The 22,969-nt window shown below is 65.0% G+C and carries 13 protein-coding genes, 1 tRNA gene, 1 rRNA gene and 4 pseudogenes; 7 read left to right on the forward strand and 12 right to left on the reverse strand.

The window, feature by feature from the left end; genetic code table 11:
* Nucleotides 1–197: 197 nt before the first annotated feature.
* Nucleotides 198–269: transfer RNA gene (locus tag ACFQS4_RS22090), tRNA-Ala, on the reverse strand.
* A 116-nt stretch (nt 270–385) separates the two neighbouring features.
* A 16S ribosomal RNA gene (locus ACFQS4_RS22095) occupies nt 386–1,855 on the reverse strand.
* A 985-nt stretch (nt 1,856–2,840) separates the two neighbouring features.
* On the opposite strand from ACFQS4_RS22095, the gene ACFQS4_RS22100 reads away from it, so the two are divergent.
* Nucleotides 2,841–3,326, forward strand: coding sequence for a plastocyanin/azurin family copper-binding protein (locus ACFQS4_RS22100; RefSeq protein ID WP_500196594.1), 486 nt, complete (start codon nt 2,841–2,843; stop codon nt 3,324–3,326).
* A 98-nt stretch (nt 3,327–3,424) separates the two neighbouring features.
* Here ACFQS4_RS22100 and lpdA read toward each other — a convergent pair.
* The 5 genes and pseudogenes from lpdA to leuS (ACFQS4_RS22125) form a co-directional block, all read right to left on the reverse strand.
* A pseudogene (gene lpdA / locus ACFQS4_RS22105) lies at nt 3,425–4,850 on the reverse strand (dihydrolipoyl dehydrogenase).
* Nucleotides 4,851–4,936: 86 nt separating this feature from the next.
* Nucleotides 4,937–6,157, reverse strand: a complete 1,221-nt coding sequence (gene ilvA, locus ACFQS4_RS22110) for a threonine ammonia-lyase (protein ID WP_500196596.1) — start codon at nt 6,155–6,157, stop codon at nt 4,937–4,939.
* Between the two features lie 76 nt (nt 6,158–6,233).
* Complete coding sequence (locus ACFQS4_RS22115; protein WP_500196598.1) at nt 6,234–6,902, reverse strand: YqjF family protein; 669 nt, start codon at nt 6,900–6,902, stop codon at nt 6,234–6,236.
* 404 nt (nt 6,903–7,306) lie between these two features.
* A complete protein-coding gene (gene leuS, locus ACFQS4_RS22120; RefSeq protein ID WP_497902117.1) occupies nt 7,307–10,261 on the reverse strand; it encodes a leucine--tRNA ligase in 2,955 nt (984 codons plus the stop codon).
* A gap of 246 nt (nt 10,262–10,507) precedes the next feature.
* Nucleotides 10,508–13,170: pseudogene (gene leuS / locus ACFQS4_RS22125) on the reverse strand (leucine--tRNA ligase).
* A gap of 267 nt (nt 13,171–13,437) precedes the next feature.
* On the opposite strand from leuS (ACFQS4_RS22125), the gene ACFQS4_RS22130 reads away from it, so the two are divergent.
* Together ACFQS4_RS22130 and ACFQS4_RS22135 are read left to right on the forward strand one after the other, a co-directional pair.
* Nucleotides 13,438–13,785, forward strand: a complete 348-nt coding sequence (locus ACFQS4_RS22130) for a hypothetical protein (RefSeq protein WP_497902118.1) — start codon at nt 13,438–13,440, stop codon at nt 13,783–13,785.
* A gap of 299 nt (nt 13,786–14,084) precedes the next feature.
* Entirely contained in the window at nt 14,085–14,390 is a 306-nt protein-coding gene (locus ACFQS4_RS22135) for a hypothetical protein (RefSeq protein ID WP_500196600.1), read from the forward strand.
* Nucleotides 14,391–14,580: 190 nt separating this feature from the next.
* Here the strand turns inward: ACFQS4_RS22135 and ACFQS4_RS22140 are convergent, their stop codons facing one another.
* The 3 genes from ACFQS4_RS22140 to ACFQS4_RS22150 form a co-directional block, all read right to left on the reverse strand.
* A complete protein-coding gene (locus ACFQS4_RS22140; protein WP_497902120.1) occupies nt 14,581–15,000 on the reverse strand; it encodes an Hsp20/alpha crystallin family protein in 420 nt (139 codons plus the stop codon).
* Between the two features lie 89 nt (nt 15,001–15,089).
* Nucleotides 15,090–15,896: a prephenate dehydratase gene (gene pheA, locus ACFQS4_RS22145; protein WP_500196602.1), complete on the reverse strand. Its 807-nt coding sequence runs from the start codon at nt 15,894–15,896 to the stop codon at nt 15,090–15,092.
* Nucleotides 15,897–15,986: 90 nt separating this feature from the next.
* Nucleotides 15,987–16,976: an AI-2E family transporter gene (locus ACFQS4_RS22150; protein ID WP_497902121.1), complete on the reverse strand. Its 990-nt coding sequence runs from the start codon at nt 16,974–16,976 to the stop codon at nt 15,987–15,989.
* Between the two features lie 228 nt (nt 16,977–17,204).
* On the opposite strand from ACFQS4_RS22150, the gene ACFQS4_RS22155 reads away from it, so the two are divergent.
* Nucleotides 17,205–17,924, forward strand: coding sequence for a DUF547 domain-containing protein (locus ACFQS4_RS22155; RefSeq protein ID WP_497902122.1), 720 nt, complete (start codon nt 17,205–17,207; stop codon nt 17,922–17,924).
* 54 nt (nt 17,925–17,978) lie between these two features.
* Here ACFQS4_RS22155 and fni read toward each other — a convergent pair.
* A pseudogene (gene fni, locus ACFQS4_RS22160) lies at nt 17,979–19,043 on the reverse strand (type 2 isopentenyl-diphosphate Delta-isomerase).
* Between the two features lie 293 nt (nt 19,044–19,336).
* Here fni and ACFQS4_RS22165 point away from each other — a divergent pair.
* Nucleotides 19,337–19,765, forward strand: coding sequence for a hypothetical protein (locus tag ACFQS4_RS22165; RefSeq protein WP_497902124.1), 429 nt, complete (start codon nt 19,337–19,339; stop codon nt 19,763–19,765).
* Between the two features lie 98 nt (nt 19,766–19,863).
* Here the strand turns inward: ACFQS4_RS22165 and rpiA are convergent.
* Nucleotides 19,864–20,575: pseudogene (gene rpiA, locus ACFQS4_RS22170) on the reverse strand (ribose-5-phosphate isomerase RpiA).
* 157 nt (nt 20,576–20,732) lie between these two features.
* Between rpiA and ACFQS4_RS22175 the strand changes: the two are divergent.
* The gene (locus ACFQS4_RS22175; RefSeq protein WP_497902126.1) at nt 20,733–21,650 is read left to right on the forward strand and encodes an ABC transporter ATP-binding protein; all 918 of its coding nucleotides are present in this window, start codon (nt 20,733–20,735) and stop codon (nt 21,648–21,650) included.
* Nucleotides 21,650–22,963, forward strand: coding sequence for an ABC transporter permease (locus tag ACFQS4_RS22180; RefSeq protein ID WP_497902127.1), 1,314 nt, complete (start codon nt 21,650–21,652; stop codon nt 22,961–22,963). Before ACFQS4_RS22175 ends, ACFQS4_RS22180 begins: the two co-directional genes overlap by 1 nt.
* The last annotated feature ends 6 nt before the right edge of the window (nt 22,964–22,969 follow it).

Here is a 22,969-nt window from a genome sequence, read left to right on the forward strand (position 1 = left end):
CTGCACAGAATGCAGCGGTTGTGACCCGGGAACGGGTCCAGTGGACGCCTGGACTACACGTACATACGGTCTTCATCTGCCACCAGTAGACGGCTGGTGGCATCGACCCTTCCCACCCACGCTTGCGCGGGGTGGTGCATCGGTTCATTCGGGATCAGACGCCGTACTCAAAGAGTACAGCATCGTCACCCGAGAGATGGACCCACAGGGATTCGAACCCTGGGCATCCTCCTTGCAAAGGAGGCACTCTACCACTGAGCTATGGGCCCACCCCCTCTCGGGGGCACAACGTTAGCCTTGGTAGTTCAAAGGTGCTCGCTCGGCCGATCGAGCGGTCGGTGAACGGACCGCGTGTGGGCTGGGGCGTCGCCCCAGTCCCGGTCTGTGGAGGTGATCCAGCCGCAGATTCCCCTACGGCTACCTTGTTACGACTTAAGCCCCCTTGCGAAGCCCAGATTCGACCGGCGTTACGCCGGCCTCATCCGGACCTCACTCGGGTGCTTTGACGGGCGGTGTGTGCAAGGAGCAGGGACGTATTCACCGCGCCCTTCTGAGGCGCGATTACTACCGAATCCAGCTTCATGCGGGTGAGTTTCAACCCGCAATCCGAACTACGATCGAGTTTAGGAGATTAGCGTCGCCTCTCGGCGTAGCATCCCACTGTCTCGACCATTGTAGCCCGCGTGTAGCCCAGCACATTCGGGGCATACTGACCTACCGTTGCCCGTTCCTTCCTCCAGTTTGGCACTGGCAGTCCTCCTAATGTACCCAACCACCACAAGGGTGTTGCTGGCAATTAGGAGTGCGGGTCTCGCTCGTTGCCTGACTTAACAGGACGCCTCACGGTACGAGCTGACGGCGGCCATGCACCTCCTCTCAGTAGCTCCACTAAGCTCATCACACTGAGCTTCACAGCATACTGTCGGTGCTGGTGAGATGTCCGGCGTTGAGTCCAATTAAACCGCAGGCTCCTCCGGTTGTAGTGCTCCCCCGCCAATTCCTTTAAGTTTCATCCTTGCGGACGTACTTCCCAGGCGGTCTGCTTCACGGCTTCCCTACGGCACAACGCTGGCTCGTAGCCAGCGTCACACCTGCAGACATCGTTTACGGCTCGGACTACCCGGGTATCTAATCCGGTTCGTGACCCGAGCTTTCGTCCCTCACTGTCGGATCCGTCTTCCTGAGGCGCTTTCGCCACCGGTGGTCCGTCCAGGATTACGGGATTTCACTCCTACCCCAGACGTACCCCTCAGGTCTTCCGGTCCCAGCCGAACAGTTTCCGCCGGACGTCTACTCGTTAAGCGAGTAGATTTCCCGACGGACTTGTACGGCCAGCTACGGACGCTTTAGGCCCAATAATAGCGGTCATCACTTGGGCTGCCGGTATTACCGCGGCGGCTGGCACCGGTCTTGCCCAGCCCTTATTCGTGTACCACCTTACGGTACACAAAAGCGAGGACTATATGCCCTCGCACTTGGAGTCCCCTTATCGCACTGTCGTGCAGTGTAAAGGTTTCGCGCCTGCTGCGCCCGTAGGGCCCGGAATCTTGTCTCAGATTCCGTCTCCGGGCTCTTGCTCTCACAACCCGTACCGATTATCGGCACGGTGGGCCGTTACCCCACCGTCTACCTAATCGGCCGCAGCCACATCCTGTCGCGCCTGAGCATTTCGAGCGAGCCAGTTCCAGGCATCGAGCCGTATGGGCTATTAGCCTCAGTTTCCCGAGGTTATCGCCCTCAACAGGGTAGTTTGGCCACGTGTTACTGAGCTATCTGCCACGAGTCTGAACTCGTGCGACTAGCATGGCTAAATCGGACTCCAATAGCAATGACCTCCGGCAGGATCAACCGGAATGCTATCCCTCCAGCAGAGCTGGAGGAGTTGGCGGTGAATGTAGGTACACACTCACACTAAATGGGTCCGTTCGGTGACCAACCTCGATAAACCGATCGAGCGTCACCGAACTACCAAGGCTAACATCAGATCCCATCTGTACGGCGGACCGCAGGGGTGAGATCCTCATTTCCTTCGGACTACATTGTAGGTCGTCCGGGGTACATAACCCCTTCGAACCGAGTCCGAGATGATGGAGCGAGTTGAACGCCCCATCGATCACGCGTTCTTTGCGTTTGCATCCGAGTGCCCTCGTTTACTTAAGGGCGTCGGATCGGATCGAAGCCGGCGAAGCCGACCTCGTTCACATCCAATCCGAGTAGCCTTACACACTTAAGGGCATCGGATCGCGGCCCGGCCGGAAATCGCATCCGGCGAGGCGTTCGCGTTCCAATCTGAACGCCCCTAAGTATATAAGGCCGTTGGATCGGTGTGGCCGGCGAGGCCGACCACGGTTGCGTCCAATCCGAATTGGCTTACACACTTAAGGTCGTCGGATCGGTTCGACGCCCGGTGTAAGGGTGGAATGCAGTGCCAACCTCCGTGCCGGGAAACGGCCAGAGGGGACGTGGCCGCGTGGGCCACGTCGTTTGCATTCTATTCGAGGAGAGGGTTAGTATATAAGGCCGTCGAACCGATAGCTCCGTGGGAACTCGCTACCATGGCACGGTTTTTCACCGACCACGGGTGCTCTAGGAACGTCAAAATGATAATAAATGTATCCCCTGATTCGGGGGCAGGTCCGTCGAACGGCGCGGCTGCTCGTCGAGTGGTGTCTCGCGGGCGGAGATCGATCGGTCATCCCTCCCTGGCAGGTGGGGTCAGATCGAGTGGTACCCGCGTACGTTGTAGGTCGTGCGTGCACGCGTAAGAAGACGTTGACATACGTTGTACAGCGGGAGCGAGAGCGAGAGAGCTATGGCCACGAAGCCGAACGCCTAGGTATATGCGCGAGCGAGCGACCAGGCGGCGGGTTCTCGAGGGAATCGGACTCGTGGCGACCGCGGGACTATCGGGGTGTCTCTTCGGACGCGGTGACGACGACGACTACTACGAGGGCGAATCGTTCGTCGCCGAGGACGACGAGCCCCATTTCGATGGACACCTCGACGGGATCGATCATCCGGGAACCGTCGACTGGACGGAGGCCAGCGAGGAAGAGCTGGTCGTCGCGGTCGGCACCGGTCGCGAGGGGATGGGATACGCCCCGCGGGCTGTTCGCGTCGAGGCTGGCTCGACGGTCACCTGGGAGTGGACGGGTGCGGGCGGTCGACACGACGTGGTCGATACCGACGATGCGTTCGACAGCGGCGAGCACCACGGCGAGGGGAGACGTTCTCGTTCACGTTCGACGAGCCGGGTGTCTACACCTACTACTGCACCCCTCACCACCACCGGGGATGAAGGGGGCACTCGAGATCGTCGAGTCTGAAACCGGCGATTGAACGAGGCAGCGCTCGAGTGTGTACGTATAGAGCAGGAACGAATTCTGGTGGTCCGTCCGTCGGTCCGTTCGTTGGTTCGTCGGTCCTACCGGTTCAGCGTGTGGATCGCGTGTCCGAGCGCGTTCTCGGCGGCTTCCATCACGGCCTCCGAGAGCGTCGGGTGGGTGTGAATCGTGGCCGCGACGTCCTCGAGGGTGGCTCCGAGTTCGATGGCGAGACCGAGTTCGGCGATCAGTTCGGAGGCCTCGGGGCCGACGATCTGGGCGCCCAGAACGAACCCGGCGTCCTCGTCGGCGACGATCTTGACGAAGCCGTCGGTGTGGCCCGTGGTGAGCGCACGGCCGCTGGCCTGGAACGGGAACTTCCCGGCGACCGTCTCAAAGCCCATCTCCTCGGCCTCCATCTCGGTCATACCGACGGTACCGATTTCGGGGTCGGTGAAGACGGCCGCGGGCATCGCCTGGTAGTCGAGCGCCGAGGGTTCGCCGGCGATGACCTCGGCGGCGACCTGGCCCTCCTTGCTGCCGGCGTGGGCGAGCATCGGTTCGCCGGCGACGTCGCCGACGGCGAAGATGTGTTCGACGTTCGTCCGGCCGCGGTCGTCAGTCGGGATGAAGCCCCGTTCGTCGGTTTCGATGCCGGCGGCCTCGAGTTCGAGCGTGTCGGAGACGGGTGCGCGGCCGACGGCCACGAGGACCTTCTCGGCGTCGATCTCGAGCGTGTCCTCGCCGTCTTCGGAGGCGGCCTCGACGCGAATGCCGTTGCCGTGCTCGCTCCAGCGGGAGGCCCCGTAGCCGAAGTGGAAGTCGATCCCGAGGTCCTTCGCGCGCTTTTTGACCGGGCGGGCGAGGTCGGGGTCGAAGCCGTTGAGCGCTTCGTCGAGCATCTCGACGACCGTCACGTCGGTGCCGAGTTTCGCGAAGACGGTCGCGAGTTCCATCCCGATGTAGCCGGCGCCGACGACGATCAGGGAGTCGGGGACCGAATCGAGCGCGAGCGCCTGCCGCGAGTTGAGTACGGGCTCGTCGTCGTAGGAGAAGTTCGGGATCTCGATCGGGCGAGAGCCGGTGGCGACGATTGCGTGTTCGAAGTCGATGGATTCGCTGCCCTGCCCCTCGCCGCCGTGGGAGACGCGGACCGTGTTCTCGCCGTCGAAGTGGGCGACGCCCTCCATGAGGTTGACCCCGTTGGCCTTACAGAGCTTCTCGACGCCGCTGGTCAGTTGATCGACGACGCCGTCCTTCCAGGAGACCATTCCTCGAGGTCGATGGCCGGGTCGGCGTGGATGCCCATCTCCTCAGCGTTGCCGGCCTCGTGGGCCAGGTCGCTGGCGGTAATGAGCGCCTTCGAGGGGATACAGCCGTGGTTGAGGCAGGTTCCCCCGTAGGCCTCCTTCTCGACGAGCGTGACGTCGAGGTCGAGTTGGCGGCCCGAATCGCGGCCACGTAGCCTGCTGGGCCCGCGCCGATGACGAGTACGTCCGTTCCAGTCGAAATGTCTCCGACGACCATTATGCTGAGCAAATCCAATCGAGATATAAAAACGGGCAGGTATTGCGCCGACCGACACGCGGCTCGTCCCTTCGATCGAGACGGCGTCAGTCGACTCGAGTGGCGTCGTACCCGCGCGATTCGATCGCGTCGAGGACCTCCCTGGCGTGCTCGCGGCCGCTGGTGACGACCTGAAAGACGAGGTAGGCCTCCCCCACTCGAAGATTGCCGACGGCCCGGTCGTGACGGACCGTCCGGATGTTCGCCCCGAGGTCCGAGATCACGCCCGAGATTTCCTCCATCTTGCCGGGCTGATCGGCGATGCGGACGCGCAGTCGCAACAGCTGGTCGCGGTCGGTCAGCGCGTGCTCCAGGACCGTCTGGAGCATGGAGATGTCGATGTTGCCGCCGCCGAGCACCGGAACGACGGTCTCGCCGCTGACGTCGAGGTCGGGAGAGAGCAGGGCCGCGACCGAGGCCGCCCCGGCCCCCTCGACGAGTTGTTTGGCTCGCTCCAGGAGGACGAGCGTGCTCTGGGCAATCTGGTCGTCGGTGACGGTGACGACCTCGTCGACGTGCTCGCGGATGATCTCGAAGGTGAGTTCCGAGATGCCGCCCGTGGCGATCCCGTCGGCGATGGTGGTCGGATCGTCGATCCCCTGTGGGAAGCCCTTGTCGAGGCTCTCGGGCACCGTCGCGGCGGAATCCGCCTGCACGCCGACGACGCGGATTTCGGGGTCGAGGCCGGCGAGCGCGGTAGCAATGCCGCCGATCATGCCGCCGCCGCCGATCGGCACAATGACGGTATCGACCTCAGGGAGCGCCTCGTGGATCTCGAGTCCCAGCGTCCCCTGTCCGGCGACGATGTCGGGGTCGTCGTAGGCGTGGACGAAGCCAACGTTCTCGGCTTCGGTGAGCGTCTTCGCGTGGGCCATCGCCGCCTGGAAGTCGTTGCCGTGGAGTTCGACCTCGCCGCCGTAGCTCCGGGTGGCGTTGACCTTCGCCTGCGGGGCGTTCTTCGGCATGACGATGGTCGACTCGAGGCCCGTCTTGGTCGCGGCGAGGGCCACCCCTTGGGCGTGGTTGCCCGCGCTGGCGGCGACGACGCGGTCGACGGTTCCTTCCTCGGCCACCTGGACGAGCTTGTTGTAGGCGCCTCGCGTCTTGAACGAGCCAGTTCGCTGGAGGTGTTCCATCTTCAGGAACACCGTCGCGTCGGCCATTCCGCTCAGCGATCGGTTTGACTCGAGCGGTGTCTTGCGGACGACCGATTCGTCGTCGAAGCGTTCCCGGGCCGCCAGCACGTCTTCGAAGCGGACCTCGACCATATCGGTAAAATCGTTGCGTTTCGCGCAGTATTTCACCTTCGGTTTCGCCCGTCGCCTTCCGGAACCGAAATCGAGATCAGAGAAACCGCGGAATCGACCCCGTTATCTCGAGTCGCTCGCAGTAGTGAGCGAGCGGGTCGCCCGCGGGCGTCGGCACGTCCGCCGCCTCGAATAGGTCGTTCTCGCGGATCGTCACCTCCGCCGGGGCGAGTGACCAGGGTTCGTGGGCGATCTCGGCGACGAGCGTTCGATCGCCGTAGGGGACGAGCATCCGTCGGCGTTCGGTGAGCCAGTGGGTGAGCGAGTCGGGCTGCGCTCGAGTCGGAGGCGCGATCGGTCGGTATTCCGCGTCGAATCGTGCGGAGTCACCGCTGGCGTCGTCACGCTCGCTCGAGAACGCGACCTGGCCGTCAGTGCCGTCGACACGCTGGCGAGCGTCGAAGCAGGGGACGTTGAGTCCCCTGCGAGCGAGGAAAGCCAGCCATGGTCCGTCGATGTCGATGCTGAAGAAGTACAGTCCGGAGACGTCCCGGTAGCGAACGTACGTCCGGAGGTTGAGTTCGGGACGCGTGACGCGCATCGCGCTCGGCGTGTCTCGAACGCCTGCTCGAGCGAGGACGAACGGGACGATCGAGAGCCAGGCCCGGTCCTCATAGGTCTCGAGGTCGAACCGATCGGGAACGTGCGGTCGAAGACGGTCCGGGTTGACGGGCCAGTGGAGGAAGGCCCCGTCTCGCCACACCATCGAGAAGGGGTGTGGCAGCCAGGGAGGGACGCCGGTTCCGTTTCGGCGGTCGTCGAATCGGGATGCAGGATTCGCTGTTCGGTCATGGTTGATGCGAGAGTGCGACCTCTCGTTCGAGAAACAGTCGGGCGAGCCCCCCGAGCGAGACGGGTCCGAGCGCTTTCGTCGGCGGCGAGGGGTCGGTCGCAGCGGCGTTATTCATATACGTCTCTACGTTACCTGCGGGGATAAATCACTCAGGAACCAATTAGTTCAGGTGAATGTATCGAAGCGCTATACGAACTCGATCGGGAGCCTGAATCGGGAGAGTGTGCGGAGTCCGGACCGGTAACGAGTGCACAGAGGCCGCCGCTCCGAACGAGTAAGTTCGAAACGAATACGGACAGGATCGCCCGTAAAACGGCCTACTCGAGGTAGATCGCCGGGCGAAACGGTCGGGCCTGGCTCGCCTTGTCGGCGGGATCGATCGGATCGGCGTCCTCGGCGTCGATTACGACGTCGGCGTCGAACTCGCTCTTGAGGAAACCCGCGGACGCCTCGTAGACGGCCCGCTCGTCGATTCCGGCGAGCGTCTCGAGTGCGGCATCCTCGCGTTCGCGGACGAACGAGACGAGGTCGCCAACGAGGTCGTTGACGGCACCTCCTCGCTCACGAAGGGCAGGATTTTGCATGACCTGCTCCATCACGGCTCCCTGGTCCGGACCGGTTTCCACGACGGTGCCGAACACCTCGCGCTTCCAGTCGGCCGCGACGTAGACGCGGATCGTCTCGGGATCGGTGTCGGTCACCTCGACGATGTCGCGAACGTCCTCGAGCAGCGCCGTTACCAGCCGTTCCTCGGCGATGACGCTCGAGTCCTCGAATTCGGGCACCGACTCGGGCCACGGCACGTCCTCGGCTGGTTCGCCCGTCAGTCGCTCGTGGAGTTCGTTCGCCGTGAACGGGATGACGGGCGCGAGCAGGCGCAGTCGCGTCTCGAGGACAGTACGAAGGGTCCATCGCGCCCCCGCGCGTTCGAGGTCCGTCCGGCGGCGGTACCACTTCAGGTGCTCCTCGAAGCGGTAGAAGGCTCTCTGGCTGGCTTTCCGGGTCTCGAATCGGTCCATCGCGTCGGTGACCTCGCGAACCGTCTCCTGGAGGTGGGCGAGGAGCCAGCGATCGATCCGCTCGAGGTCACGTTCACCCGCGGGTCCGTCGATCAGGTCCACGGCACGGTTCCAGAAGCGCTCGAGTTGATCGCGCGTCGCGACGACGGCCTCGGCCCGCCAGTCGTAGTCCTGCCAGGGTTCGGCGCTGTTGAGCAAGAAGAAACGTACGGTGTCGGCCCCGTAGCAGTCGATGGCTTCCCCAGGGAGGACGACGTGCCCTCGCGAGGAACTCATCGACTCGCCCTCGAGCAGGCCCATGCCCATGACGGTGATTCCCCGGGGCCACTTCGCCTGCTCGAACAGTTCGGCGTGGTGGGAGAGGAAGAACGTCAGGTGATTCGAGATCAGGTCGTTGCCCGAGCACCGATAGTCGACCGGATACCAGTACTCGAACTCCTTGCGAAGTTCCAGGGCGTGCTCGTCCGGCTCGTCGACGGACTCCGGACCCAGCAAGAGCGCGTCGAAGAACTCTCGCGTGAGGTCCTCGACCGGGACGTCTCGGATCCGGTGGGCGATGGTGTAGTAGGCTGTGTAGATGGTCGAGTCCGACAGCGGTTCGATGACGAACTCGTCGTCCCACGGCAGTCTCGTCCCAAGGCCGTAGTTGCGGATGCAGGGCCACTCCTCGAGCCACTCGATCGTGTGGTCGTACTGCTCGCGGGTGTTCTCGGGAATCGCGTCCAGGTTCGCGACGGCCCGGTGGGCCTTCTCGCGCCAGGCTGCGTCGTTGTACCGCAGGAACCAGGTGTCCTGTTCGGCGACCTCGACGCGCCCGCCGCAGCGACAGACGACCGTCTCGGCGAAGTCGTACATCGCGTCGAAGGCTCCCCGTTCGCGGTAGTGAGCGTCGAGGTCGTCGCGGACGTCCTCGATTACCGCACCGGCGAACTCCCCGTATTCCTCGTTCAATTCGCCCTGGTGGAACTCGCGGGTGTACAGCTCCTCGGTCGCCGCCTCGAGGGCGGGGTCACTCGCGGACTCGATGCCGTACTCGGCGACGGCGTCCGCCGCGGGGAACTCGCCGTAGCCTTCGACGGCCAGGACGGCCCGCGGTTCGATGGCCCGCACCGCCTCGGGGTCGAGACCGTACTCGACCAGGTCGCCTGCGCGGGCTTTCGCCGCCTCGAGGGCGACCCAGTCGTCGGGCGAGTGGGCGGGGACGGACATGACGACGCCGGTAGCGCTGTCGGTGTCGACGAACTCGGCCGGGAGGACGACGATCTCCTCGTCGGTGACGGGGTTCCGGACGCGGGTGCCAACGATCTCGGCCCCCGGGAGGGTCTCGAGCACCTCGACCTCGCGCGCCTGCAACGCGAGTTTCTCGGTCGCCTCGAGGGAGACGACCCACTCCCTGCCGTCCACGCTCGCGCGAGCGTAGGTCGCGTCGGGGTCGACGAAGGCGTTCGTGACCCCGCGGACGGTCTCGGGGCGCAGGGTCGCCATTGGGTAGACGGTGCGTTCGCTCTCTGCTCCCGGTACCGCCTCGCCGTTCGCTCCGCTCGAGTCGTCACTCGTGGCGTGGAACGCGATCAGCGAGTACTCCTGGAATTCGGCGTCCTCGCCCTCGTAGATGTCGTGGGTCGTGACCGGCTGTTCCTCGTTCGTACAGTAGTTCACCGGGTGCAGCCCCTTCTCGAGGAGGCCGCGCTCGTACAGGGTCTCGTACTGCCAGGCGATAAATCGCGAATAGCGCTCGTCTTCGGTAGTGAACTCGCGGCGCCAGTCGATCGACAGCCCGAGGCGGCGCATTCCCGCCTCGTAGTGGTTCTCGATGAAGTACCGGGCGAACCCCATCGGCGTCTCGAGGTCCCAAAGGTCGGACTCGGGCACCCCGAAGGCGTTTCGCAGGCTGTCGAGCTGGTGGGCGTCACCACGTTTCAGGCGCTCGACAGCGCCGATGATGGGCGTGCCGGTGACGTGCCACGCGATGGGAAAGAGGACGTTGTCGCCCCGCTGACGACGGTAGCGGGCGTACGCGTCGGGGACGGTGTACGTGCGCGCGTGACCGATGTGCATACCGCCGTTCGGGTACGGGTAGGGGACGGTCACGAACGTTGCTTCTCCCGAACTGCGGCCGTCCGGGTCGGCCTCGTACCGGCCCGACTCGGCCCAGCGCTCGCGCCAGCGCGCCTCGAGTTCCTGCGGCTCGTAGCCGTCGCTCTCCTCTGAGGTGGCGGTTCGGGAATCCCGGCCTCGAGCGTGCCGGTTCACGTCGATCCCTCGATGGTCGACCGGGCGATTGGCCACGGCGTTACTGGCGGTTGTTGGATCCGTTTCGGCTGACCGTCGCAGTCGGCGTCGAGTCGTCGTCTCATGCTTTCGCTTACTCGAGTGACGGACAAAGAGCTAGTGTTGACAGGCGCGGCCTGTCACCAATCCCGGTCTCTCGGTTTCTCGGCGGCTCGGTGGTTCGGTGTCTCGATGGCTCGGTCTCTCGGTAATTCAAAATCTCGAGCGCTACTCCTCGATTTCGATCGCCGGCCGGCCTGGCTCCGCGTTCGAGAGCACCGAATCGTCGGCGTTTTCGGCGCGAACCACGCTGACTGGCGCGTCGAACTCCCGTTCGATTAGCCAGGCGGCCGACTCGAGAGCCGCGTGCTCCTCGTCCGGGCCGAGCGTCGTCGAGAGCGCCTCTCGCTCTACTTGCAGGTCCTGGCCGTAACTCGCGGCAGCGTCACCCTGCTCGCGGATGTGCGATTCCTGCATGAGTTCGCCGATCAGGTTGTCCGCGTCGCTCTCGATCGCGATCTCGAGGGCGTCGTACTTCCAGTCGGGGGCGACGACGACGTCGATCCCCTGCGGGTCGTCAATGCCGGCCACGTCGATAATCTGGCGGACGTCCTCGCGAGTGTTCTCGACGAGTTTGCGGCGCTTCTGGACGTGATCGCGGTCGACTGTCGCGGTCGGCCAGTCGGCCTCGACGACGAAGCCGCCGTCCTCGCCCTCGAGTTGCTCGTAGAGGTCCTCCGCGAGGTGCGGGGCGACCGGGGCCAGTAGCCGAACGACGGCCGACAGCCCGCGCTCGTAGGTCTCGGTGTAGGGTTCGGCGTAGTCGGCGTACTGGCGGAGCGTTCGGACCAGATCCTGAGTCTCGCGAAGCGCGCGGTTGAACGTCAGGTCGTCGTACTTCTCGGTGGCGATGGCGAGCGTCGCGTCGATTTCGCTCTCGACGTAGCTCGCGACGGCGTCGTTCTCGCCCGCGGGCGCGTCCGCGATGTAGTCCTGGACCATCCCCGCAATCGCGTGAGGAACGCGTAGGTCGACCGGACGCCCTCCTCGCTCCAGTCGAAGTCGCGCTCGGGCTGAGCGGCCTGCATCATGAACAGCCGGGCGGTGTCGGCGCCGTACTCCTCGACGATCCGCTGGGGCGAGACGGTGTTCCCCTTCGACTTGGACATCTTCTCACCCTCGAGCTGGACCATCCCCTGGGCGAGCAAGTTCGTGAACGGCTCGCGGTGCTCGAGGCCCTCGTGGTCGGAGAGCACCTTCGTGAAGAACCGCGAGTAGAGCAGGTGCATCACGGCGTGCTCGATGCCGCCGACGTACTGGTCGACGGGCATCCAGTCGTTGGCCCGCTCCAGGTCGAAGGGAGCATCTTCGAGGTCGGGCGAGACGTACCGCAGGAAGTACCACGAGGAGTCGACGAAGGTGTCCATCGTGTCGGTTTCGCGCTCGGCTGGACCGCCACAGTCGGGACAGGTCGTCTCCTTCCACTCCTCGGCGGCGTCCAGCGGGTTCCCGGTGGTGTTGATGAACTCCGGTAACTCGACGGGCAGATCCTCCTCGGGAACCATTACGGGGCCACACTCCTCACAGTGGACGACCGGAATCGGCGTCCCCCAGTAGCGCTGCCTCGAGATGCCCCAGTCTCTGAGCTGGTACTGGGTGGCGTGCTCGGCGCTCTCGATATCCTCGGTCAGGCGCTCGCGTGCGGTTTCGCTGTCGAGACCCGAGTATTCGCCCGAGTTGACGAGGGCCCCGTCGTCGGTGTAGGCTTCCCCACTCACGTCCGGTGCGTCGGGCACGGACTCGCCATCCCAGTTCTCCGGTTCGGGAGCGACGACGGGAACGATGTCCTCGCCCATCTTCGTCGCGAACGCGTGGTCGCGCTCGTCGTGGCCCGGCACGGCCATCAGCGCGCCGGTCCCGACGTCCGAGAGGACGAAGTCGGCGACGTAGACCGGAATCTCCTCGCCCGTGGCTGGGTTGGTGGCGGACAGGTCGGTGGCGACGCCGTTCGGCTCGTCGCCCTCGGGATCGGCCTCGTGTTCGACAAAGTGGCGGACCTCCTCGTCCTCCTCGGCCAGTTCCTGGCTGATCGGGTGGTCCGGAGCGAGCGCGAAGAAGGTCGCGCCGAAGAGCGTGTCGACGCGGGTCGTGAATGCCCGGACGTCCCCGTGGTCTTCGATTTCGAAATCGAGTTCGGTCCCGTGCTGGCGACCGATCCAGTTGCGCTGCATCTGTCGGACCGAGTTCGGCCACCCCTCGAGGTCGTCGATGGCCTCGAGCAACTCGTCGGCGTACTCCGTAATTCGGAGGAACCACTGCTCGAGTTCGCGGGTCTCGACGGGGGTGTCACAGCGCCAGCAGAGTTCGGCCTCGCCCTCGACCTGCTCGTCGGCCAGGACGGTCTCGCAGTGGGGACACCAGTTGACCTCGGCGTCGCGGCGTTCGACCAGCCCTTCCTCGTGGAAGCGGGTGAACAGCCACTGGTTCCAGCGGTAGTACTCGGGGGTGCAGGTGGTGATCTCGCGGCCCCAGTCGTAGCCGAATCCCATCGATTCCATCTGCCCACGCATGGTGTCGATGCAGTCGAACGTCCAGTCGCGCGGGTTGGTGTCGCGCTCCTTGGCCGCGTTCTCGGCCGGGAGGCCGAAGGCGTCCCACCCCATCGGGTGGAGCACGTCGTCGCCGCGCATCCGTCGGTAGCGGGCGTAGGCGTCGGTGATCGTGTAGTTTCGAACGTGGCCCATGTGGAGTTTGCCCGAGGGGTAGGGGTACATCCCCAGGACGTACGTCGGATCCTCGACGTCGTCGGGCGTTCGGTACACGTTCGCGTCGTCCCACGCCTCCTGCCAGCGTCGTTCGACCGTCGCGTGGTCGTATCCCGAGTCGCTCATTTGCTTATATAGGATTGGCGGAGGCGAGGTTCTATACCTTTCCATTGGTGGACAAACGGACGGTTCCCGCTCGCCTCGAGGCGGGCGCCCGAAGCAGGGGTTCCGTTCCGGTTCGGTTTCGAACCAGCTCGAGGGGACGAAGTGGGACCGTTCTCGAGAGTGAAACCGCTATACGTCGGCAGGAAGGTTCGAACGAGATGGAACGAGCAAAATCCGATGCAACCGTCGCGGTTTTATATACGTTCGCCGGTGGAATCACGGACCACAATGGCACCACTCATCAGCGCACTGGTCGCGTTCATCGTCGCACTGCTGGTCGGCGGCCTGGCGATTTACCTCGCCGCAAGCGTCGTCGTCGACGCTCACAGTTACGAGCACGCGATCGTGACGGCCATCGTCGGCGCCATCGGTTGGGCGCTCACCTCGTGGATTCCGCTCCTGGGGCCGATCATCGCCCTGATCGTCTGGATCGCCGTGATCAACTGGCGTTACCCCGGCGGCTGGGTGACCGCCGCAGCCATCGGCGTGATCGCCTGGCTGTCGGCGCTAGTGATTCTGTTCGTGCTCAACGCGATCCTGGGTCTCGGCGTCGGCGCGTTCGGCGTGCCGATCTGACCCGTCCGGAGCGATTTCCCGTTTCGCCGTCGAAACGCGTCGTCCGCTCGAGTGCATCCGACCCGGCCAGGCGTATCGTTTAACTCGACAAAACGTGTCGTTTGATCCGAACGTTTTTCTCGAGTACCGCGGAAACAGACGTCCATGCAACGGCGCCGCGTGCTCGTCGGGGTTCTCGCTTGCACCTCGCTCGGTTCCGGCTGTCTCTCGAGCGCCGACGAGGCCGAGAACGAGCCGGCGACGGTCGAGGACCCGCCCGAGTGGCTTCGAGAGCGTGGCCGCTGTGAAGACGAGTGGGCATGGGGAGCGCAGAACTCTCGAGAACGGACGTCGAGTCGAGGTACGGTACCGCTACCGTCGCGTACGAGTTCCTCACCGAGGAATCGAAGCGCCTCGTTCGCTTCGCGATCCGCAACGACGGGGCCGAAGCGTGCACCCAAACTGGAGGGTCCTCCTTTCAGACCCTTCTGAGCGACGTTCGCGATCTCGCGTATCGGCCCTACCAGGAGGAACACGGTAAACGCCCTCACGTGTTCGTCATTCGTACGACCGAAGCGGCCTTCCGGATCGAACGGCTGGAGGCATTTGATGCAGTCCTCGTCTGAATCGGCGGCCAGACCCCGGTCACCGGATCCTCTCTGGATTTGCGGTCGATACGCCCGCGTCGATCCTCGCCACGTCAATATTCCTCCGTCGGTACTCGCGAATCGCCAGCACCCCGCTCGAGAGAGGCCGACGGCTCGAGCACGTATTTTTGGATGAAAACGCTTCGAGAACGCCTGAATCCGCGGTTTCCTAGTCGATGTCGATGCGTTTCGAATCGTCGCTCTCCTGCAATTTCGGCAGCGTGACTGTCAGCACGCCGTTGTTGTAGTTGGCCTTTATCGACTCCTCGTCGACCGGTTCGGGGAGGTGGAGCCGTCGACTGACCGACTTGTGCGACCGCTCCCGGCGGAGGTAGCGATCGTGCTCGTCGGTGCGGTCGGTCTCCTGTTCGGCCTCGAGGCGGAGCGTCCCCTCGACGAGAGTCAGCTCGATGTCCTCGGTCTCGAAGCCAGGGAGGTCGGCTGTCACGACGTACTCGTCGCGGTGGTCGGCCACATCGACAGCGACCGAACCCGGAAACGAGAGGCCGTTACCGCCGACGCCCGTTTCGATCTGCTTGCTGACTCGGTTGAGCATCTCCTCGAGGTCGTCGAACGGATTGCGTCGCATGCGAGTCGATAGGCGCTCGAAGAGGATAAATTGTGCCCCGGCGAGGACGACAGAACTGGCAGGGTCGTGTCGAGCGGATCTCGCGATTCTCAGTCGACGACGTGCTCGAGGTCGTACGACCCCAGGCGGCGAACCCACCCCCTCTCGGCGAGGGACTCCAGGTCGGCGAGAGCCTCCTGGGTACGTTCCTCGTAGAGGCCGGCGTCGACGTCCATGTGGAAGACGTAATCGCCGAGTCGCTCGCCGCTTGGGCGGGACTCGACTCGGCTCAGGTTGATGTCGCGGTCGGCGAACGGCTCGAGGAGTTCGAGGAGCAGTCCGGGGTAGTTCGCGTTCGGATAGACGACGAGCGAGGTCTTCCCGCCGGCCTCCGAACGCTCGGAGGCGGGTGCGAGTGCGAAGAACCGCGTCGCGTTCGACGTCTGGTCCTGGATGTCGGCGGCGAGGACCTCGAGGTCGTCGCCCGCCGTGGCGGGGTGGGCGATGCCCGCGACGGAGGGGTTCTCGCGGGCGTATTCGACGCCCTGGGCCGTGCTCGAGACGGCCTCGAGGGTCGCATCGGGGTACTCGGACTCGAGGTAGGCGCGACACTGGGCGAGCGCCTGGGAGTGGCTGGCGATGGTGTCGAAGTTCGGCCCCTGTGCAAGCAGGGCGTGGCGGATCGGCGTGACGATCTCGCGGACGACGGCGACATCGTACTCCGCGAGGGCGTCCTGGCTCTCGGTGACGCTCCCCTCGATGCTGTTCTCGATGGGGATTACCCCGCGGTCGAACTCGCCGGCGGCGACGGCGGCGACGATGTCGGTGACCGACTGGCGGAAGACGACGTCGTCGTCGATCGCTCGCGTCGCACGGTGTGAGTACGTCCCCTCGGGGCCGAGCGTGACGGCTGTCATATCCGCAGGTGGGAGTCGAACCCCGAAAAGCGTGCCGAAGGTGGTGATTTCTCGAGTTCGCAGTCGGCCATCTCCACTTTTGACTCGACGCTAGAGCGACCCGTAATCGTCGCTGAAGATCTCGAGCGTGGCGACGAGCGCACCGAGGACGATGGGGCCGTAGAACAGCCCCATGAACCCAAAGGCAGTGACGCCACCGAGGACGCCGATAATGATCACGGCCGGGTTGAGTTCGGCGTAGCGGTCGACGACGATCGGTCGCATGTAGTCGTCCGAAAGACCGACGATGATGGTACTGTAGATCGCCAGCCCAATCGCGAACGCCGGCTGGTTGATCAGGAGCAGGTAGACCACAGCGGGGCCCCAGACCAGGAACGAACCGACGATCGGAATCAGCGAGAGGACGATCATGATGACCGTCCAGAACAGCGAGTTCGGGATGCCGACGACGAACAGGCCGATTCCCGCCAGTCCGCCCTGGACCAGCGCGATGAGGACGTGACCGGCCAGCACCGCCCACGTCACGTTCTCGAGTGAGTCGAAGAGGTCGGTCTGGACGGCGTCCGGAAGCGGCGTCACCTCCCGAAGCCACCGGAGCAAGGAGTCGCCGTCTCGGAGGAGGTAGTACAGCAAGAAGAGCGCCACGCCGATGCCGATGGCCGTGTGCGTGAGCCCCGCCAGCAGTTCCGGACTCCGTTCCAGGAGCGTCTGTCCCGCGGTTCGGGCCCACTCCATGGCCGTCGACTCGAGGTCGACCCCGAATCGCTCGGCGACCGACTGGAAGGGCTCAAGCGGAAGCGAATCGGCGTCGGCGCCTTCGACGAGGGCGCGGGCGTCGCGAAAGACGTACGCCACGACGATCACGACGGGGACGATGGCGAGAAGCAGGGCCAGCAAGACGAGCGAAAACGCGGCGATAGCGGGCGACGTTCGTTGCTCCAGGCGACGCTGGGCTGGCGTCAGCACGAACGCGAGGAGAACGGCGGCCAGCACGTACTGGATGTACGGGAGGACGAGTTGCGCCGACAACAGCAGGAGGACGGTGATGAGAACGAGCAGCGTCCCTCTCGATCGGTTCACACCTCGAACTCAACGGGGAGGGGGTTAAAAGCGGTGGCAGCAGGTACAGGCCGAGGCGGTCCCGCCGAGAGCAGCGACCCAGCCCTCGCCGAAGGCGCCTGCGTGAAGATCCGATTACTGCTGGGTAATCGGGGAAACATGGGATTGGCGGCGTAAACGGTTCGTACGTCTCGACTGTCTCGTCGCTCGTCACACGGGTTCAAGGCCGTGGTTCACGAGAGATCACGTATGTCGACCCAGCTCGACCCGCTCTCGATCTCGGCCGACCTCCTCTACACGGTCAAGACGGACGGGGAGCGGGGCGCCCTCCGCGACCATCTCGCCACGCTCGAGCGGACGCGACTCGACCGGGCGCTCGGCGGCCGCGCGGAGAAACTCGCCTTCTGGCTCAACTGCTACAACGCGTACGTGCAGATCCTCCTCGAGGACGATCCCACGCTGCTCGAAGGTGGTGTGCTCGACCGCTGGAAGTTCTTCGCCAGGGATCGCGTTCCGATCGCCGGCGTCTGGCTGAGTCTCAACGACATCCAGCACGGACTCCTTCGTGGCTCGAGACACCCCTGGGGGATGGGGTACCTGCCGCGACCGTTCCCGACGGCCTTCGAGCGCCAGTTTCGGCTCGAATCAGTCGATCCCCGGATCCACTTCGCGCTGAACTGCGGCACCGAAAGCTGTCCGCCGGTGGCCGTCTACAGCCCTGCCGACGTCGAGACGGAACTCGAGACGGCGACCGACTGGTTCCTCGAGGAGAACGTGAGCTACCAGCCACGAGAGCGCGTTGCCCGCGTGCCGCGCGTCTTCCTCTGGTACCGCGGTGATTTCGGCGGCTCGAGCGGGATTCGGTCGTTCCTCGAGCGCTACGACGTGATTCCGCCCGGCGTGACGCCGACGTTGCAGTACGACGAGTACGACTGGTCGATGGATCTGGGGGACTACCGACAGAAATAGCTCGGATCGCCGCCAGCCCGGCGATCTCGAGGGGTCTCGATTCTCCGAAAGCCGTCAGTTCCCGTGCCCTCGACCCTCGAGGTACTCCTTCGTTCGCCCGAGCAATACGTACTCGGCCCGCTGGAGGTCCGCTACCGATTCCGACCCCGTGACGAACATCGCCGTCTCGAGTTCGACGCGGAGGGTCTCGAGGAGGTCGACGACCGCCTCGGTTCCCTGCCCCGCCGGCGAGAGGAACGGCTTGGCGAGACCGCCAGCTTGCGCACCGAGGGCGATGGTCTTCGCCACGTCGAGTCCCGAGCGGACGCCGCCGCTGGCGATCACGGTGTCGTGGACGCTCGCGGCCTCGAGCGTGCTCACGGCGGTCGGGACGCCCCAGGCCCGGAAGCGTCGCCCGACGTGTTCCTGGCGGGTCGCGCCGACGGCGGCAGCCCGGTAGGACTCGATGCCCGACCACGTCGTCCCGCCCTTTCCGGCGACGTCGATGGCGTCGACGCCCGCCGCCGTCAGTCGCTCGGCGGTGCCCCGTGCGATGCCGTTGCCCGTCTCCTTGACGATTACCGGCACCGAGGCTCGCTCGCGACCGTTTCGATGGCCTCGAGACAGCCACGGGCGTCGACGTCGCCCTCGGGCTGGACCGCCTCCTGGAGGAAGTTGAGGTGGATCGCCATCGCGTCCGCGTCGATCATCTCCACGGCGCGCTCGACGTCGCTCACGTCGTACTCGAGCAACTGGGCGGCGCCGACGTTGCCGTAGAGGAAGGCGTCGGGGCGGCCTCCTGACCACGGTGTAGGACTCGAGGAGGTCCGGATCGTCGAGTTCGAGGCCGGCGCGCTGGCTGCCGACGCCCATCGCGACGCCCGTCTCCTGGGCCGCGGCGGCGAGCGATCGGTTGATCTTCGTGGTGTTGGGGTGGCCGCCGGTCATGCTCTCGATGACGATGGGGGCCGCGAGTTCGTGGCCGAACAGGTCCACGCTCGTATCGATCTCGTCCCGGTGGATCTCCGGCAGCGCCTCGTGGACGAGTTCGATATCCTCGAATCCGGTCCCCGAGGTCTCGACGTCTTCTTCTTCTATAATGCGGATGTGGTCGTCTTTGCGGTCGGATGTCTCGGGCATCGCTTCGTCTCTGCTGTGTCGTTCGCCGGCGGTATTGAAAAGGTGTCCATTCGCGACGGTCGGTCGCCTACCCATTGCTATCGCCGGGTACCGCCTAATCGCCACCGTCGCTGGACCAATTGTGACGTGGCCCAACTGTGGGCCGCTCGCGTGGTGTCGGAATCGTTCAGGGCCGCTCCGAGCCGTTCGCGACCCACTCGAGCGACGACGAGGCGGGGTGGAATCTCACCAGTTCAACGGAAAGGCGTCCGACCGTTTCAGGATTTTTGTGGCTGTCCGGCGAAGGCATCTCTATGTGGCGAGCAATCGTCCTCGGATTCAGCGTCGTCGAAACCCTGTTTCCCGACCGGATCATCGCCTGGGGAGAACGAAGAGCGTTCGAGAACCCGGACGCCGGCGAGTTGCGCACGTGGACCATACCGATGGCTCGGCTCGAGGGCGTGCTGTTCGCGTGGCTCGCCCTCCGTGAACGAGAACGCGCGCCGTCCGTCGGACCGGCTCTCGCCGTCCTCGGCGTACCAGCCCTCCTGGCCCCGGAGCGATTCGTTCGAACGGCGCTCGAACTCGCCTACCAGAATCCGGACGCCCTCGAGTTGAAACCGTGGGTGGTTCCGTTGACTCGAGCGATCGGTCTCTGCTACGTCGTCCTCGGCACGGTCGCCGGGCGTGTATCGGCACCCGCTGAGGACTCACGGTCAGAGGAGAATACTCGCCTGGAGTAGTGTCTGTTCCCGTCGACGGTACGCAGAACGTGATAAACAAGACGCGATACGCAGGATCCGATACGCAGGACACGCGTCTCGACGTACCCGGCTTCGAGCTAGTACGACCGCACTTCGAGTCCGTCGTCGGTTCCGACGTACGTCGCGTTCGCGAAATCGACGAACAGGCCGTGCTCGAGGACGGCGGGAATCGACGCGAGGTCGTTGCCGAGGGCGGCCGGGTCGTCGATCGAACCAAATGCGCAGTCAAGAACGAGGTTCCCGTTATCGGTGACCACGGGGCCGTCCTTATGCGTCGCCATACGGAGGGTCGGATCGCCGTCCAGGTCCTCGATGCGGCCCGCGACGACTGCGTGGGCCGCGGGGAGCACTTCGACTGGAACCGGCGCCTCGAGCGCGGGGACGAGTTTCGAGGAATCCGCGACGACGACGAACCGGTCGGCCGCGACGGCGACGAGTTTTTCGCGGGCGTGGGCCGCGCCGCCACCTTTGATCAGCGCCCCGTGGGCAGGGGTCGGGGTCGTCGACGACCTGGTCGGCCCCGTCGATAGCCAGGTCGATCCCGTCGACGGCGTCGAGATCCGTCAGCGGGATACCGACGTCGAGGGCCAGTCGCCTGGACTGAAAGGAGGTCGCGATTCCCCGAATCTCGAGGCCGTCCGCGACTGCACGGCCGAGTGCCTCGATGGCGTAGGCGGTCGTCGACCCGGTGCCGAGGCCGACGACCATCCCGTCTTCGACCTCCTCGGTTGCTCGTTCCCCCGCACGGCGCTTGTGGGCGTCGGCGCCGCCCGACGATTTCGCGCTCATACCGTCACGAGCGGGCGGCGACGGGAAAAACGTAGCCCTCGAGGTCGACCCTCGGTCGGCTGATCGAGACGAGTCGAGACCAACTCGGTCGGCGATTGCGGCGATTCGACCCCACCCCGCCAAAGTTTTTGGCTCGAGCGAGCCTTGTAGAGGGACGATGGGACCGAGCGACGACGCCGTGACGATGACCGACGTGCGGAAGACGTACCGCGTCGGCGAGCCGGTACACGCCCTCGACGGCGTCTCGCTGTCGATCCCGCGCGGGTCGTACACGGCCATCATGGGCCCGAGCGGATCGGGGAAATCGACGCTGATGAACCTCGTCGGCTGTCTCGATACCCCCACGTCGGGCACCGTCGCCGTCGACGGGGAAGATATTTCGACGCTCTCGGAACGCGAACGTACCCGCCTGCGGGGAACCAGGGTCGGATTCGTCTTCCAGACGTTCAACCTGATGCCGCGGTTGAACGCCCTCGAGAACGTGGCCCTCCCCCAGTTGTTCCGCAGCGTCGGTCGGACGGAGCGCCACGACCGCGCGCAGGATCTGCTCGAGCGCGTCGGACTCGGCGACCGACTCGATCACCTCCCGAACGAGTTATCGGGCGGCCAGCGCCAGCGGGTCGCCCTCGCCCGCGCGCTGGTGAACGATCCGGCGATCGTGCTCGCCGACGAACCCTCCGGCAACCTTGACACCGAGACGGAAGCGGACGTGCTCGACCTCTTCGAGGAGTTCCACGACGCCGGGACGACGCTCATCGTCGTCACGCACGAGCGCCACGTCGCCGAACGCGCCGAACGCATCGTCCACCTGCTGGACGGAAGCGTCGAGCGAATCGAACTACTGGAAGGTGGGGATGACAAGGCGTCCCCCGGTGGCGATTCTCGAGTGGAAACGAAGGGGTCTGCTGAGGGTGTTCGGAGCGAAGTTGCGAATGAAAAGACTGCTAATCGACCCTCGATTGATGGTGTGTCCTCGAACGACGATCTGTCCTCCGGCGATGACGACCCCGCCGCGAGCGATAATGACCCCACCGCGAGCCAAGACGACCCCACCACGAGCGAGGAGGAGCGCTGATGAACCCACTCGAGTCGCTCCGGCTCTCCTGGCGGTCGATTCGTGGCCACCGACTTCGGTCGGCGCTGACGACGCTCGGAGTGATCATCGGCGTCGCCGCCGTCATCGCCTTCGTCGCCCTCGGCGCGAGCCTGCAGGCCGGCATCATCGGCGACATCAGCCCCGACGACCAGCGGAACCTCTACGGCTGGGCGGCCGACCCGGATACCGAGGGCGGTCCGCTCGCCGGCGCCCAGTTCGTCTTCAGTCAGGACGACCTCGAGGCCGTCGAGGAACTCGAGGCCGTCGACGCCGCTTACGGCTATGCGACCATCGACGCCCAGTCGGTGACCCACGCGGGTGAGACCCGGTTACAGAGCAACGGCCTGATCGCCGCCGGCCCGTCCTACGTTCGCGAGTCCTCCCTGCGCGAGGGACGCCAGTTCGAGATGGGCGAGCGCGAGGCCGTCATCAACCCCGCAGCCGCCGAGCAGTTCGAGGAGAACGTCAGCGTTGGCGACGAACTCGAGGTCCGGATCGCTACCGGCGGAACCGAGACCGTTACCGTCGTCGGGATCACCGACACCTCGGAGGGGCTGAGCCCGTTCGAGGGGTTCGACGCGGCGCCACGAATGTACGTCCCGATGGATCCGTTCTACCTCGAGCAGGCGGTCGGTCCGGCGGGCGGAGGCGGCGGTTCGGGTGAGGGGAACGACGATAGCGAATCGGAAAACGACGAGGCCAGTTCGGAAACCGACGTCCGCTACCTCGCCATCATCGTTGAGGCCCCCAGCGCCGACGAGGGCGACGTCGACGCCGCTCGAGACGCTGCAACTGCGTACTTCAAGAGCGAGGAATCCGACGCAAGCGAGTTCCTCGGCGATGACGTCGCCGTCACCCTCCAGACCAGCACCCAGTTACTCCAGCAACTCGAGGACATCCTGGACATCCTTCAGAGCTTCATCGTCGGCATCGCCGCCATCTCGCTCGTCGTCGGTTCGATCGGTATCGCGAACATCATGCTCGTGTCGGTCACCGAGCGAACCCGCGAGATCGGAATTATGAAAGCCGTTGGCGCGCAGAACCGGGACGTTCTCGGACTGTTCCTCACGGAGGCCGTGATCCTCGGCGTGATCGGCGCGATACTGGGAACCGCCCTCGGACTGGCCGTTGCGGCCATCGGTGCCAGCTACATCGACATCCCGCTGGTGTACCCACTCGAGTACGTCGCCCTCGCCATCGTTGCCGGCATCCTGGTCGGCGTCCTGTCCGGGTTGTATCCGGCCTGGCGAGCCGCGAGGACAGATCCGATCGACGCGCTTCGATACGAGTGAGCGTCG

Origin of the sequence: Saliphagus sp. GCM10025317 (assembly GCF_042663665.1) — an archaeon.
In the GTDB taxonomy this organism is placed as follows: Archaea; Halobacteriota; Halobacteria; order Halobacteriales; family Natrialbaceae; genus Natronosalvus.